The sequence below is a fragment of the Micromonospora sp. CA-246542 genome, from assembly GCF_050942905.1.
GTDB lineage: Bacteria > Actinomycetota > Actinomycetes > Mycobacteriales > Micromonosporaceae > Micromonospora.
In genome coordinates this window covers 5,239,517-5,251,865 of sequence record NZ_CP192040.1, presented here as the reverse complement: position 1 = coordinate 5,251,865, position 12,349 = coordinate 5,239,517, and the positions used below count along the sequence as shown (strand labels likewise).

Here is a 12,349-nt window from a genome sequence, read left to right as displayed (position 1 = left end):
GCCCAGCGCCAGGTTTTTCCATTCAGACGCCCGCGGGGCGGCGTGCGGCGGGATCGAGCAGCGGGGCGCAGCGTCACCGGTCATGTTGCAGGACGACGCTCGTTCGTCCGTTGTGGGTGGAGCTGACGATTCGTAGGCTCGTCGGCGACGCGTTCGGCACGATGCTGTCGCGGCACCCCACGGGAGCGGGCACACCACGGGAAAGGACGCCGGTGCTCTACTGGCTGTTGAAGCACGTGATCCTCGGTCCGCTGCTCAAGCTGATCTTCCGCCCGCGGGTGGAGGGGCTGCGCCACGTGCCGGCGACCGGTCCGGTGATCCTGGCCAGCAATCACCTCTCCTTCTTCGACTCGATCTTCATCCCGTTGATCGTCTCGCGAAGGGTCACCTTCGTGGCCAAGGCCGAGTACTTCACCGGCAAGGGGATCAAGGGCTGGCTGACGAAGATGTTCTTCGTCGGCACCGGCACCATCCCGGTGGACCGCTCCGGCGGCCAGGCCGCCCGCGCCGCGCTGGACACCCAGTTGCGGGTGCTGCGCGCCCAGGGGGTGGCCGGCATCTACCCCGAGGGCACCCGCTCCCCGGACGGGCGGCTCTACCGGGGCAAGACCGGGGTGGCCCGGCTGGCCCTGGAGAGCGGCGCGGTGGTGGTCCCGGTGGCGATGCTCAACGCCGACGAGCTTCAGCCGCCCGGCCGGTTGCTGCCCCGCATCGGCCAGGTGCGCGTCCGCTTCGGCGCCCCGCTGGACTTCTCCCGCTACGCCGGGATGGCCGGCGACCGGTTCGTCGAGCGCGCGGTCACCGACGAGATCATGTACGAGGTGATGGAGCTCTCCGGCCGCGAGTACGTCGACATCTACGCGCAGAAGCTCAAGACGCCGGTGGCCGCCTGAGTCTCAACAGGCCACGGCCGGTCCGGTCGGGCTGATCGGCCGCCCGGTCAGCGCCAGCAGACCCGGCGCGTCGTTGCGCAGCGCGAACGTGCGCACCTCGGCGCGGGGCACCCGGGCACCCGCCGGGTCACCCGCCCGGGTCAGTTCCGCGGCCGCCAGCGCCAGCGCCAGCACCCGGTCGCTCGCGTCCGGAATCCGCCCGTACGTCTCGGCGGCGGCCAGGTGCAGCTCGGCCGCGCGCCGGTGGTCGCCGTCGGCCGCCGCCACCGCCGCCGTCACCGTCCGCAACGCCGCCTCCGACCACGGAGTCCGATGTCCGACCCGGTCCAGCATCGCCCGGACCCGCACCGCGGCGTCCCGGCCGGCCAGGGCGCCGGCGTACGCGGCCGCGGCGATCCACTCCCCGCTGGCCAGCGCCGGCACCGCCGACCAGGACCGCTCCAGCTCGTCGATCAGCTCCGCCGCCTCGGCGTGGCGCTCCTGCAACGCCCGACACAGCGCGGCCATCCCCAGCATCGTCCAGCGCAGCCGGTGGAAGCCGCTGCGCCGGGCGGTGGCCAGCGCGTGCGCCAGGTCGGCCGGGTCCTCGTCGTCGCGCAGCACGAGCAGGCAGCACCGCAGCCCCCGCACCTGCATGTCCCAGCTACCGGTCGGTGTGTCCACGAACGCCTCCGCCGCGGCGAGCAGCCGACCGAAGTCACCCTCGAACCAGGCCCGCATCGCCTCGGCCGAATAGCTGGTGGTCAGCGTCTGCCCGCTGGCCGTCCGGGCCGGCGCAGCCGAGAGCAGGGCGTTCGAGCGCAGCCAGTCGCCCTCCTCGCGGATGGCCCAGGCCAGGTTCTGCGTGGCCCGGGGGAGCGCGAGCAGCTGACCGGCCCGGCTGAACTCGACGATGGCGTGCAACTCGTCCAGGCCGATCCGGTCGCCGGCCTGGTAGCGCGCGGTGGCCGCGGTGATCCGCGCGTTGGTCCGCGTCTCGGTCAGGCCCAGCCGCTCCGCGATCTCCGCCGCGGTGTCCGCCGCCGACACGGCCGAGTCGCGCTCGTAGTTGAGCATGTGCAGGCGGCCCAACTCGGCGTACGCGTCGGCCTTCTGCGGGCTGTCCGATAGCTGGTCGAACAGTTGGACCGCGCGATCCAGGCAGGCCAACGCCTCACCCCGGTCGGCGCGTAGCCACGCCGCCTGGCCGAGCAGCGTCCACGCCCGCGCGGCGCACGCGTCGTCGCCGTGCGCCGCCAGCCGGTCGGCCAGCGCGTGCACCTGCTCCGGCCCGCCGCCGGAGAGGAACGCGTTGCCGTCCCGGTAGAACGAGATCTCCGTGCTCAGCAGCTCCAGTTGCAGCCGGCCCACCGGGTCGCTGTCGTCGGCCAGGCCGAGCGCCCGGCCGGCGTGGCTCGCCGCCGCCTCGAGCCCGTGCAGGGCGTACGCCCGGCGGGCCGCCCGGTGCAGCGCCTGTCGCGCGGGACCCGCGTACCGCTGCATCTGCATGCCGAGGGACCGCGCGATCTCATGGGCGGCCCAGCGGTGGTGGGCGAGGACCTCGGCCAGGTCGGTGTCGCGGCTCTGCGACAACGCGTCGAGCCAGTCCGCGGCCCGCTCGTGCCGTGCCACCCGCTCGGTGCGGGGCAGCCGCTGGTAGCAGACGTCGCGTACCAGCACGTGCCGGAACCGGAACTCGGCCTGCCCGGCCATCGTCGACGCGGCCTGCTCGTGCACGAAGTCACGCTGCTCGAGGCGGCGCAACGCGCGCTCGACCGACTCGACCGGCTGCCCCAGCGCGGCGGCCACCGCGCCCGGCCAGAACTGCACCCCGACCACCGAGGCGGCGAGCAGCACCGCCCGGTCCTTGGCGTCCAACAGGTCCACCCGGTTGGCGATGACCGAGTGCACGCTCTCCGGCATGGTCAGTTCGAGCTGCTTGTCCAGCGACCAGCCCCGCCCGGACTGGCGCAGCGCGCCCTGCTCGATCAGCATCCGGACGTACTCGTGCGCGTAGAGGGGGTTGCCGCCGGCCACCTCGATGAGCGGCGTCAGCATCTCGGCGGAGAACGCCGCCTGGCCGAACAGGTGCGCGTACAGGGCGGCGATGCCGGTGTCACGCAGCGGCGGCAGGGTGATGGTCACCGAACCCGTGATGGTCCCGGCCCAGCTCGGGTCCCGGTCGACCAGCTCCGGACGGGCGGTGCACAGCAGCAGGAGGGGCACCTCACGGGCCGCCGCCCCGAGCAGTTCCACGAAGCGCAGCATCGCGTCGTCGGCCCAGTGCAGGTCCTCGAAGACCAGCACGGTGGGGCGCCGGGCCGCCAACGCCAGCAGGAACCGCCGCCACGCCGACTCCGCCTCCTCCGCCGGCAGCGGCGTGCCGGGCAGTCCGACCAGCGGACGCAGCGCGTCAACCACCCGGTCGCGCTCACCCGGCCCGATCAGCTCCCCGACGGCGGTGCCCAGCCGCTGGGCCGCGCTGGCGGCCGGGTCGGTGTCCAGGATGCCGGCCTCGGACTTGACGATGTCGGCGAGCGCCGCGAACGTGACGTTCTCGCCGAACGGCGGGCAGCGCCCCGTCCGCCACGTGAGCGGCTCGTCCACCAGCCGGCCGGTGTGCCGGTACAGCTCGCGCAGCAGCCGGCTCTTGCCGATGCCGGCCCGGCCGAAGATCGTCACCACCTGGGGCAGCCGGTCGCGCAGCGACCGGTGCAGGGCGTTGACCAGCATCCCCAGCTCGTGCTCGCGGTCCACCAGGGGCGTGGTGTCCGGCTCCCGATCGGTGGGCTGACGGCGCAGCGGGGACAGGGCGAGCCACACCTCGGTGGGTGAGGAGCGCCCGCGCAGGGTGACCGGGGGCTGCTCCTCGTAGCGGATCGCGTCCTTGGTCAGGGCGTGCGTGGTGCCACAGACCAGCACCCCACCGGGCGGCGCGACCGACTGCATCCGCGAGGCCGTGTTCACCACATCACCGGCCACGATGGCCTGCCCGCCGTCGCGGGCGGCGGCCACGTCGACGAGGGCCTCACCGGTGGCCACCCCCACCCGGAAACGCATCTCGGTGCTGCCCGTCGGCGCGAACCGGGTGAGCACCCGTTGCAGCTCCAGCCCCGCCCGTACGCAGCGCAGCGCGTCGGTCTCGGTGGCGATCGGCGCGCCGAAGAGCGCCATCACGGCGTCACCGATGTACTTCTCCACCACCCCGCCGTACTGGCCGACCACCCGGCGGGCTGCCGAGAAGAAGCCCGTCTGCATGCCGCGGACCTGCTCCGGATCGGCGCGCTCGACGTACGGGGTGAAGTCGATGAGGTCGACGAAGAGCACGCTCACCCGCCGGCGGTCCTCCTGCGGGGTGACCGTGGCGGTCCGGTCCGTGCCCGGCCGGGGCGACCCGCACGAGGTGCAGAACGCGACGTCCGAGGCGAGCGGACGAAGGCAGTGCGGGCAGACAGCACCCAGCTCGGCGCCGCAGCCACCGCAGAAGCGGTCACCGTCGGCGGCCGTGCGTCCACAGCGCCCACACTGCGCGGCGATGACACACCCTCCACTGGCGATACCGGCCACGCCCCCAGCGCCGCCGCCCGCAAGGAGTATCGCCGCCGGAAGGGCTGTCGGGTACCGGCCTGTTGGTTTGTGGACAGTCCACCAACGGCTTGAGCGACTACATTCAGTCCGCCACATCTTCGATCAGCGACCAGAGGGGGACAGGTCAATGGTGTACGTCAAGCTGGAGAGTGACTGGACCGACGGCAAGGGCGTCAGTCACTCGGCGGGCGAGTCCGTGGACGTCGACGCCGCAACGCTCGCCACGCTGCAGGCCGAGGGGATCGTCAGCGAGCAGTCCACCGGCTCGGGCGGCGACAGCAAGGGCCCGAACAAGTGGGCCGGCCCGGGCAGCCCCGGAGTCTGAACCGCACTTCGGTGACACAGCGCAACGGCCGGGCCGCCCGTGGGCGGCCCGGCCGTTGCCGATGTACGACCCCCGCGTTCGGGGGCGGTGGGGCAGCTCAGCGGTCGTTCATGCCCGCCCGGCGGCGCAGCGCGGCGACGTCGGTGACGACGATCCGGCGCCCCTCGGTCCGCAGCCAGCCGCGGCTGGCGAAGGAACCGATGGCCTGGTTGACGCTCTGCCGGGAACCGCCGGCCATCTCGGCCAACTGGCTCTGGTTCAACTCGATCGTGATCATCGGCGCCTGGCTCTCGCCGGCCAGCCGGACCAGCGTCTTGGCGACCCGACCCGGCAGGTCGAGGAAGACGTGGTCGGCGTTCTGCTCGGTGAGCCGGCGGATCAGCCCGCCCAGCGACCGCATCACCGCGTCCAGGATGCGTGGGTTGGAGTGCACCAGCTCCATGAACGCGCCCCGGGAGAGCGCGAGCGCCGCGCAGTCCTCGATGGCCTCGGCCGACGCGGAGCGCGTGGAGGCGTCCAGCAGGGAGACCTCGCCCAGCACGTCCGGCGGACGGATCACCGACAGAACCGCCCGCTCGCCGGTCGGCGCGGTGCGGAACACGGCGACCGCGCCCCGGCGCAGCACGATGAGCGACTCGCCCGGGTCGTTCTCGACGAACAGCAGCTGACCCTTGCGGTAGGTGCGCGGAACGGCGGCCGCGATGACCCGCTGCCGCACCTCGGGCTCCAGGCCAGCGAACATCTCGACACCCGTGAGCGCGTCACCCGGCTCCGGCAGGCGCATCTCCACGGCCCAACCCCTCCCCGGTCATGGACCACACAATCGCTCACCGGGTGAACCTGATGGCCCTGACGAGGTGAACTGACACCGGTTCGGCATCCGGTAGCGGTACACATCAGATCATGACGGTCCGGTCGCTTGCTGTACACCCCTCGAAGCACTTCCGTGACCGTCGCGAGCTGCGGCGTACCCCCTGGGGCGTCGCCGAAGCGGCGTCGGCGGCCCGGGTCGCCGACGGCGCACGGCGGACCGGCCGGGCTCGCACCCGGCCCCGCCGCGCGCCGGCGGACGGCGGTGGGTGAGGATGTCCGGAATGGTCTACCGCTACTTCTACGACTGCGAGTTCATCGAGGACGGCCGGATCGTCGACCTCGTCTCGATCGGTGTCGTCGACGAGTACGGCCGCGAGTTCTACGCGGTCTCCACCGAGTTCGACGACTCCCGAGCCGTGCCCTGGGTCCGACGGAACGTGCTGGACCGGCTGCCGTCGCCGGCCGACCGGGCCTGGCGCTCGCGGGAGCGCATCCGCGACGACCTGTACGACTTCCTCCTGGAGCCCGTCCGGGACCGGCCGTCCGAGCAGTTGGAGCTGTGGGCCTGGTACGCGGCGTACGACCATGTGGTTCTCGCCCAGCTCTGGGGGGCGATGCCGGCGCTGCCCCGGGAGATTCCCCGGTTCACGAAGGATCTGCGGCAGCTCTGGGACGACCGGGGCCGGCCGGCCCTGCCGGACGCGGACGCGGCCCGGCACGACGCCCTGGTCGACGCCCGGCACAACCTGGCCCGGTGGCGGGCGATGACGGCGCGCTGAGCGATGGTCATACGTCTGTAGGTTTGACCGGTTCTGTCCCGGGCAACGGTTCGTCAGTCGAGCCGAGGGAGATTGCCATGAGCAACGATCCGACCAGCGTCGCCGACGCCCGGGCGCGGGTCACCGAACTGATCCGCGCCGCACGGATCTGCATGCTCACCACCATCGCGCTGGACGGGCGGCAGGTGAGCCGGCCGATGGGGTTGCAGGAGGCCGAGTTCGACGGGGACCTCTGGTTCTTCGCCTACGCCGACTCGGCCAAACTGCGCCAGATCCGGGTAAATCCGGAGGTCAACGTCGCCTTCTCCGACCAGAGGCACAACTCCTGGGTCTCGGTCTCGGGGACGGCCAGTGAGAGTTCCGACACCGAGCGCGCGAAGCGGCTCTGGAACCCGCTGCTCAAGACCTGGTTCCCGGACGGGCTGGACACTCCCGGCCTGACCCTGATCAAGGTGCACGCCAGCTCCGCCGAGTACTGGGACTCGCCGAGCAGCACCGTGGTCAACCTTCTCGGCTTCGCCAAGGCCGCCGTCACCGGCCGTCCGCCGTCACCCGGCGAGAACCGTGAGGTGACCTACTGAGCCGCCGCCCCCGGGGCGCGCTGTCGTCGCGCGCGCAGGCCGACTACAGTGCGCAGTGACGGCCCGCCCCGGGCCGGCAACGGCGCCGATGGTCTGACCTGACACATACCCTGGGGCATATCGGGCTTTACCTGATGCTCCAGGAGGATGAGCGGATCATGCGTATCGGCGTGCTCACCGGCGGCGGCGACTGCCCGGGTCTCAACGCGGTCATCCGGGCGGTGGTCCGCAAGGGCGTCGCCACTTACAGTCACGAGTTCGTGGGCTTCCGGGACGGCTGGAAGGGCCCGCTGGAGGGTCTGTCCCGCCCGCTGGGCATCGCCGACGTGCGCGGCATCCTGCCCCGGGGCGGCACCATCCTCGGCTCGTCCCGGACCAACCCGTTCAAGATCGAGAACGGCGTCGAGCGGATCAAGGACAACCTCGCCGAGCAGGGCGTGGACGCGCTGATCGCGATCGGCGGCGAGGACACCCTCGGCGTGGCCACCAAGCTGCACGAGCTGGGCGTGAACGTCATCGGCGTGCCGAAGACGATCGACAACGACCTCGGCGCCACCGACTACACCTTCGGCTTCGACACCGCGGTCAACATCGCGATGGAGGCCATCGACCGCCTGCACACCACCGCGGAGAGCCACCACCGCACCCTGGTCGTCGAGGTCATGGGCCGGCACGCCGGCTGGATCGCCCTGCACGCCGGCCTGGCCGGTGGCGCCAACGTGATCCTGCTGCCCGAGCGGCAGTTCGACGTCGACCAGGTGGCCGGCTACGTCGAGAAGCGCTTCCAGCACCAGTACGCCCCGATCGTCGTGGTCGCCGAGGGCGCCCAGCCGCTCGACGGCCAGATGGTGCTCGCCAACCAGGAGCTCGACTCGTTCGGCCACGTCCGCCTCGGCGGCATCGGCCAGTGGCTCGCCGAGCAGCTGGAGGCCAAGACCGGCAAGGAGGCCCGCACCGTGGTGCTGGGTCACATCCAGCGCGGTGGCACCCCGACCGCCTTCGACCGGGTCCTCGCCACCCGCCTCGGCCTGCAGGCCATCGACGCCGCCAACGACGGCGACTGGGGCAAGATGGTCGCGATGCAGAGCACCGACATCGTCCGGGTGCCCCTCGCCGAGGCCACCCGCGAGCTGAAGACCGTGCCGCTGGAGCGGTACCAGGAGGCCGAGGTCTTCTTCGGCAGCTGAGGTGTAAGGAAGGGCCCCCTCTCAACGCCTGGCGTAGGGCAGGGGGCCCTTGCTAACAGTCGACCGACCGACGAGGAGGCGTGGTGGGCGGGCACACGGTTGCGGTGATCGGCGCGGGCAAGATCGGCGAGTTGATGCTCTCCGGCCTGCTGCGCTCGGGATGGCCGGTGGAGAGGCTGTTCGCCACGGCGCGCCGACCGGACCGCGCGCAGGAGCTGTCCGACCGCTACGGCGTCCGGGTGGTGGACAACCTCAGCGCGGTGGAAGAGGCCGACGTGCTCGCCGTCTCGGTCAAGCCCCAGGACGCCGCCGCGCTGCTGGACGAGATCGGCCCGAAGGTGCCCGCCGACAAGCTGGTCATCTCGCTCTGCGCCGGGCTGCCCACCAGCTTCTTCAACCGTCGGCTGCCCGACGGCACCCCCGTGGTCCGGGTCATGACCAACACCCCGGCGCTGGTCGACGAGGCGATGACGGCCATCTCCGCCGGCGAACACGCCACCGGTGCGCATCTGAGCCTGGCCGAGGAGATGTTCAAGCCCCTCGGTCAGACCATCCGGGTGCCCGAGTCGCAGCAGGACGCGGTCACCGCGCTCTCCGGCTCCGGCCCGGCCTACTTCTACCTGCTGGTGGAAGCCATGATCGACGCCGGGATCCTGCTCGGTCTGCCGCGCCAGGTGGCGCACGAGCTGATCGTGCAGACCGCCATCGGGTCCGCCGTGATGCTGCGCGACTCCGGCGAGCACCCGGTCAAGCTGCGTGAGGCGGTCACCTCGCCCGCGGGCACGACCATCTCGGCGATCCGTGAGCTGGAGAAGCACGGCGTCCGCGCGGCGCTGCTCGCCGCGCTGGAGGCGGCCCGGGACCGCGCCCGCGAGCTGGCCGCCCAGGCCGAGTGACCACGCCGAGCGGGGTCACTGCGGCGCGGTAGGTGGCGCATACTGGCGGCGTGTTCACTCTCGCCCAGGCCCGGCACCTGGTGGCCACCCTGCAGCCGCGTGTCGACGAGCTGATCCGTGTCCGCGCCGACCTGGCCGAGCTGCGCGTCGACCTGGCCGACCACGGCGTCAGCGCGCTCGGCGGGCTGGCCGAGGTCAAGGGGCTGGAGGCCCGGCTGCACGCCGTCGTCGACGAGCTGCACCAGCACGAGATCCAGGTCAAGGGCATCGCGCCGGTGCTGCTCGACTTCCCGGGCGAGCGCGAGGGCCGCGCCGTTCTCTGGTGCTGGCTGGAGGGCGACTCCGACGTGCGGTGGTACCACCGCGCCGAGTGCGGCTTCGCCGGCCGTCGCCCGCTCTGACCGTCCCGATCAAACCCTCAGCCCGCCGCAAACGTCGGCAGGACCGGGCCGGTCACCCGTCGAGGACCGCGAACACCACCACGTTGTCCCGGTAGTGCCCGCGCCGCCGGTCGAAGTCGCCCCCGCAGGTGACGAGGCGTAGCTCCGGCCCGGGTGTCGGGCCGTAGACCGTGGCCGTCGGGAACTCGTCCTTGCGGGTGCGCAGCGACCCGGTCACCCGGAACGACAGCCACCGCCCGTCGCGCCACACCTGGACGCGGTCGCCGGAGCGCAGCTCGTCGAGCCGGGCGAAGACCGCCGGGCCGCGCCGCGAGTCCAGGTGCCCGGCGAGCACGGCCGGACCGGTGTCGCCGGGGGCGGGGCCGCCCCGTACCAACCGGCCGTGTCGAAGTCGGCCGGCGGAACGAGCGCTCCGACGCGGTCCAGGCCCAGCACCGTGAGCGCCGAGTCGACGCCGATGCGCGGCACCCGTACCCGGGTGGGTGGACCCTGTGGTCGCGGCGACGCGGCCACCGACGAGCAGCCGTCGGCGCAGCCGGGGTGCCAGCTCGCGACCGGGGGCGGGCCGGTCGTCGCGAGCCCGACGCCGCTGCCGGCGGCCAGGCAGACCGCCGCGCCGGCCGCGACCAGCGCGGCCAGCGGCGCCCGACGGTCGCGGTGCCGCCGGATGGCGGGCCCGATGCTCACCAGGTGGTGCGCCGCCGCCGACGCCAGAGCAGAAGACTCGCCGCCACGGCCGCCGCGGCAACCGCGCCGGCCACCAGGGGTACGCCCCGAGCCCGCGCCCGGCCGTGCCACCCGCGCCGGTCTCCACCCCACCCGCCGGTACGACGGTGCCGCCGTCGGCGTCCTGACGCAGCTCGGCGCTGAGCCCACCCTGCTTGTCGTCGAGGACCAGCAGCGAGTAGACGGCGCCGCTGGTGAGCCGTACCTCGGCGTCGGTGCTCGGACCGCCCGCGCCGGTCAGCCGCAGCTTCCAGGTGCCCGGCTCGACCTGTTGGTACTCGGTGGTGGTGGCGAACTGCACGCCGTCGGCGATCCTCGGGCCGTCGGGGGCGGCCACGTCGAGAACGGGCGTACGCACCGACGCCTGCACGACGCGCACCTTGGCCCGGCCCTGCGTGGGAGCGCTCAGGTCGTCCGTGAGCACCCGCAGTCCCAGGTCGGCGTGTCGTCCGACACCGGCCACCGTGTACGCGCCGCCACTTCGCACCGCGACCTCGGTGGTGAGCACCGGTGGATCGCTGGCGGGCGTGCCGGCCTCGCGCATCGCCACCGCGTACCGGCCCGGAGGCAACTGGAGATAGTCGGAGACCACGCCGTAGCCGACTCCGGGAAAGACCCTCGGCTTCGCGGCGTCGGGGGCGGCGAGGTAGACGTCCACCGCCGGTGTGTCGGGGGAGAGGTGGGCCAGTCGGACGTACCCGACGCTGGCCGCGCCGGCCGACGCCGGGATCGCGGCAGCGAGGGAGGTGCCGAGCAGGAGCGCGCCGGCACCGGCGAGCAGCCGGCGGGACGCGGTACGGAGCGTGTGCATGTCGCCTCCGAGGCACGTTCGGTGAGCGGGCGGCAACCCACCGACAGAGTCCCGTGCGTGAGACTCTCGCGCAAGTTGTACACGCGATGTTTCTCCCCGCCGCGCCGTCGGAAGCGGCCTGTGCCGGGTGCGGCCTGTCCCGGATGCTGCCCGTGCCGGCTGCGGGCCGTGCTGCGGGCCGTGCTGCGGGCCGCAAGATCGTGCTCGATGCAGGATGTAGTGGCCTCGGCGTCGGGAGGATGCCACTGGATCCATGATCGAGCGCGATCTTGCCGCTCGGCGAGGGATGGTCGTGAATCTGGGAGCGCGACGGCCAGAGGTCGGCGTGGCCGTCGCTCGTCTCGCGTTCGCCTATTCTCGGGCGATGCGGGATCGACGGGTGGCGCTGGTCTGGGCGGTCTTCGTCGTCGTCGCGGCGGTGTCCTGTGTGCTCGTGTCGACTCGCGACGATCGGCTCTCCGACCTGCACATCTACTACGGCGCACTGTCCGATCTGCACGCCGGCCGGCCCCTGTACGAGTACCGCGCCGCGAACGGCGGGCCGTTCACCTACCCGCCGTTCGCCGCTCTCGTGCTGGGGCCGATCACTCTCGTGGGTGAGGGCGTACTCCAGGGGATCTGGCTGGTCGCGACGTGCGCGGCGGTCGTCGCCGTCGCCGGGATGGTCGGTGTCGCGCTGAGCGACGATCGGTCCCGCCGCCCGTTGGTCGTCGCGGTGGCCGCCACGGTCCTGATGCTCTCGGCGCCGGTGCAGAGCAACCTGCGGTTCGGGCAGGTCAGCATCTTCGTCGTGCTGCTGGCACTGCTGGACGGCATGGGCGTCGTCCCGCCACGGCTGCGGGGAGTGCTCGTCGGGGTGGCGGCGGCGATCAAGCTGACCCCGCTGCTGTTCGTCGTCTACTTCCTCGCCACCGGGCGCTACCGCGACGCCGGGCGTGCCGCGGCGACCTTCGTGGCCTGCGCCGGGCTGGCGGCGCTCGTGCTGCCCGGCGAGAGCTGGATCTACTGGACCGAGGCCGTCCGGCAGACCTCACGGATCGGCAACCTGGCCTCGCTGGGCAACCAGTCGGTGCACGGGATGCTGTTGCGCGTCGGGGTCGACGAGGCGACCCTGCCCCTGCTCTGGGCCGCGCTGGTCGCGGTGATCTGCGGGGTGGCGCTCCTTCGCGCCCGCCAGTTGGCCGCGCGGGCCCGTCCCGGCCACGCCGCCGTGCTCGTGGGCTGCGCCACGGTGGCCGCGTCACCGGTGTCCTGGACCCACCACCAGGTGTGGCCGGTGCTCGCCGCGATGTTGCTGGTCGGCGCGTCCGGCATCACCCAGCGGGTGGCCGGCGCGGCGCTGCTCGCCGCCATGGTCGTCTCACTGGGGG

The 12,349-nt window shown here is 72.8% G+C and carries 11 protein-coding genes and 1 pseudogene; 9 read left to right on the top strand and 3 right to left on the bottom strand.

Going from position 1 to position 12,349, the window contains the following annotated elements:
* The first annotated feature begins 212 nt into the window (after positions 1-212).
* Positions 213-893 (top strand): lysophospholipid acyltransferase family protein, encoded by a 681-nt coding sequence (locus ACQP0N_RS24215; protein WP_433121790.1) that lies wholly within the window; start codon positions 213-215, stop codon positions 891-893.
* Positions 894-896: 3 nt separating this feature from the next.
* On the opposite strand, the gene ACQP0N_RS24210 is transcribed toward ACQP0N_RS24215, so the two are convergent.
* Positions 897-4,439 carry an ATP-binding protein gene (locus ACQP0N_RS24210; protein ID WP_433114343.1) on the bottom strand — a complete coding sequence of 1,181 codons (3,543 nt, stop codon included), beginning with the start codon at positions 4,437-4,439 and terminating at the stop codon, positions 897-899.
* Positions 4,440-4,587: 148 nt separating this feature from the next.
* Between ACQP0N_RS24210 and ACQP0N_RS24205 the strand changes: the two genes are divergently transcribed.
* Positions 4,588-4,785, top strand: a complete 198-nt coding sequence (locus ACQP0N_RS24205) for a hypothetical protein (protein ID WP_357126810.1) — start codon at positions 4,588-4,590, stop codon at positions 4,783-4,785.
* Between the two features lie 97 nt (positions 4,786-4,882).
* On the opposite strand, the gene ACQP0N_RS24200 is transcribed toward ACQP0N_RS24205, so the two are convergent.
* Entirely contained in the window at positions 4,883-5,575 is a 693-nt protein-coding gene (locus tag ACQP0N_RS24200; RefSeq protein ID WP_007463121.1) for a Crp/Fnr family transcriptional regulator, read from the bottom strand.
* Positions 5,576-5,688: 113 nt separating this feature from the next.
* Here ACQP0N_RS24200 and ACQP0N_RS24195 point away from each other — a divergent pair, with 113 nt between their 5' ends.
* From ACQP0N_RS24195 to ACQP0N_RS24170, 6 genes are all read left to right on the top strand, one after another.
* Positions 5,689-5,868, top strand: coding sequence for a hypothetical protein (locus ACQP0N_RS24195; protein ID WP_433114340.1), 180 nt, complete (start codon positions 5,689-5,691; stop codon positions 5,866-5,868).
* An 11-nt stretch (positions 5,869-5,879) separates the two neighbouring features.
* A complete protein-coding gene (locus ACQP0N_RS24190; RefSeq protein ID WP_433121788.1) occupies positions 5,880-6,377 on the top strand; it encodes a polyadenylate-specific 3'-exoribonuclease AS in 498 nt (165 codons plus the stop codon).
* Between the two features lie 77 nt (positions 6,378-6,454).
* Positions 6,455-6,958 (top strand): pyridoxamine 5'-phosphate oxidase family protein, encoded by a 504-nt coding sequence (locus tag ACQP0N_RS24185; RefSeq protein WP_433114338.1) that lies wholly within the window; start codon positions 6,455-6,457, stop codon positions 6,956-6,958.
* Between the two features lie 158 nt (positions 6,959-7,116).
* Positions 7,117-8,145, top strand: a complete 1,029-nt coding sequence (locus ACQP0N_RS24180; RefSeq protein ID WP_357127318.1) for a 6-phosphofructokinase — start codon at positions 7,117-7,119, stop codon at positions 8,143-8,145.
* A gap of 134 nt (positions 8,146-8,279) precedes the next feature.
* Positions 8,280-9,041, top strand: a complete 762-nt coding sequence (gene proC, locus ACQP0N_RS24175; RefSeq protein WP_433121786.1) for a pyrroline-5-carboxylate reductase — start codon at positions 8,280-8,282, stop codon at positions 9,039-9,041.
* 50 nt (positions 9,042-9,091) lie between these two features.
* Positions 9,092-9,442, top strand: coding sequence for a DUF2203 domain-containing protein (locus ACQP0N_RS24170; protein WP_355049422.1), 351 nt, complete (start codon positions 9,092-9,094; stop codon positions 9,440-9,442).
* Between the two features lie 52 nt (positions 9,443-9,494).
* On the opposite strand, the gene ACQP0N_RS24165 is transcribed toward ACQP0N_RS24170, so the two are convergent.
* Complete coding sequence (locus ACQP0N_RS24165) at positions 9,495-10,979, bottom strand: DUF4397 domain-containing protein (protein ID WP_433114336.1); 1,485 nt, start codon at positions 10,977-10,979, stop codon at positions 9,495-9,497.
* A 253-nt stretch (positions 10,980-11,232) separates the two neighbouring features.
* On the opposite strand from ACQP0N_RS24165, the pseudogene ACQP0N_RS24160 reads away from it, so the two are divergent.
* Positions 11,233-12,165 (top strand): annotated as a pseudogene (locus ACQP0N_RS24160) (glycosyltransferase 87 family protein); the annotation flags it as partial.
* Positions 12,166-12,349: the final 184 nt, after the last annotated feature.

Bases quoted from the DNA above. Each gene is read 5' to 3' on its own strand.
- ACQP0N_RS24205 (WP_357126810.1), top strand. From the start codon at position 4,588: ATGGTGTACGTCAAGCTGGAGAGTGACTGGACCGACGGCAAGGGCGTC.
- ACQP0N_RS24195 (WP_433114340.1), top strand. From the start codon at position 5,689: ATGACGGTCCGGTCGCTTGCTGTACACCCCTCGAAGCACTTCCGTGAC.
- ACQP0N_RS24190 (WP_433121788.1), top strand. From the start codon at position 5,880: ATGGTCTACCGCTACTTCTACGACTGCGAGTTCATCGAGGACGGCCGG.
- ACQP0N_RS24185 (WP_433114338.1), top strand. From the start codon at position 6,455: ATGAGCAACGATCCGACCAGCGTCGCCGACGCCCGGGCGCGGGTCACC.
- ACQP0N_RS24180 (WP_357127318.1), top strand. From the start codon at position 7,117: ATGCGTATCGGCGTGCTCACCGGCGGCGGCGACTGCCCGGGTCTCAAC.
- proC (WP_433121786.1), top strand. From the start codon at position 8,280: ATGCTCTCCGGCCTGCTGCGCTCGGGATGGCCGGTGGAGAGGCTGTTC.
- ACQP0N_RS24165 (WP_433114336.1), bottom strand. From the start codon at position 10,979: ATGCACACGCTCCGTACCGCGTCCCGCCGGCTGCTCGCCGGTGCCGGC.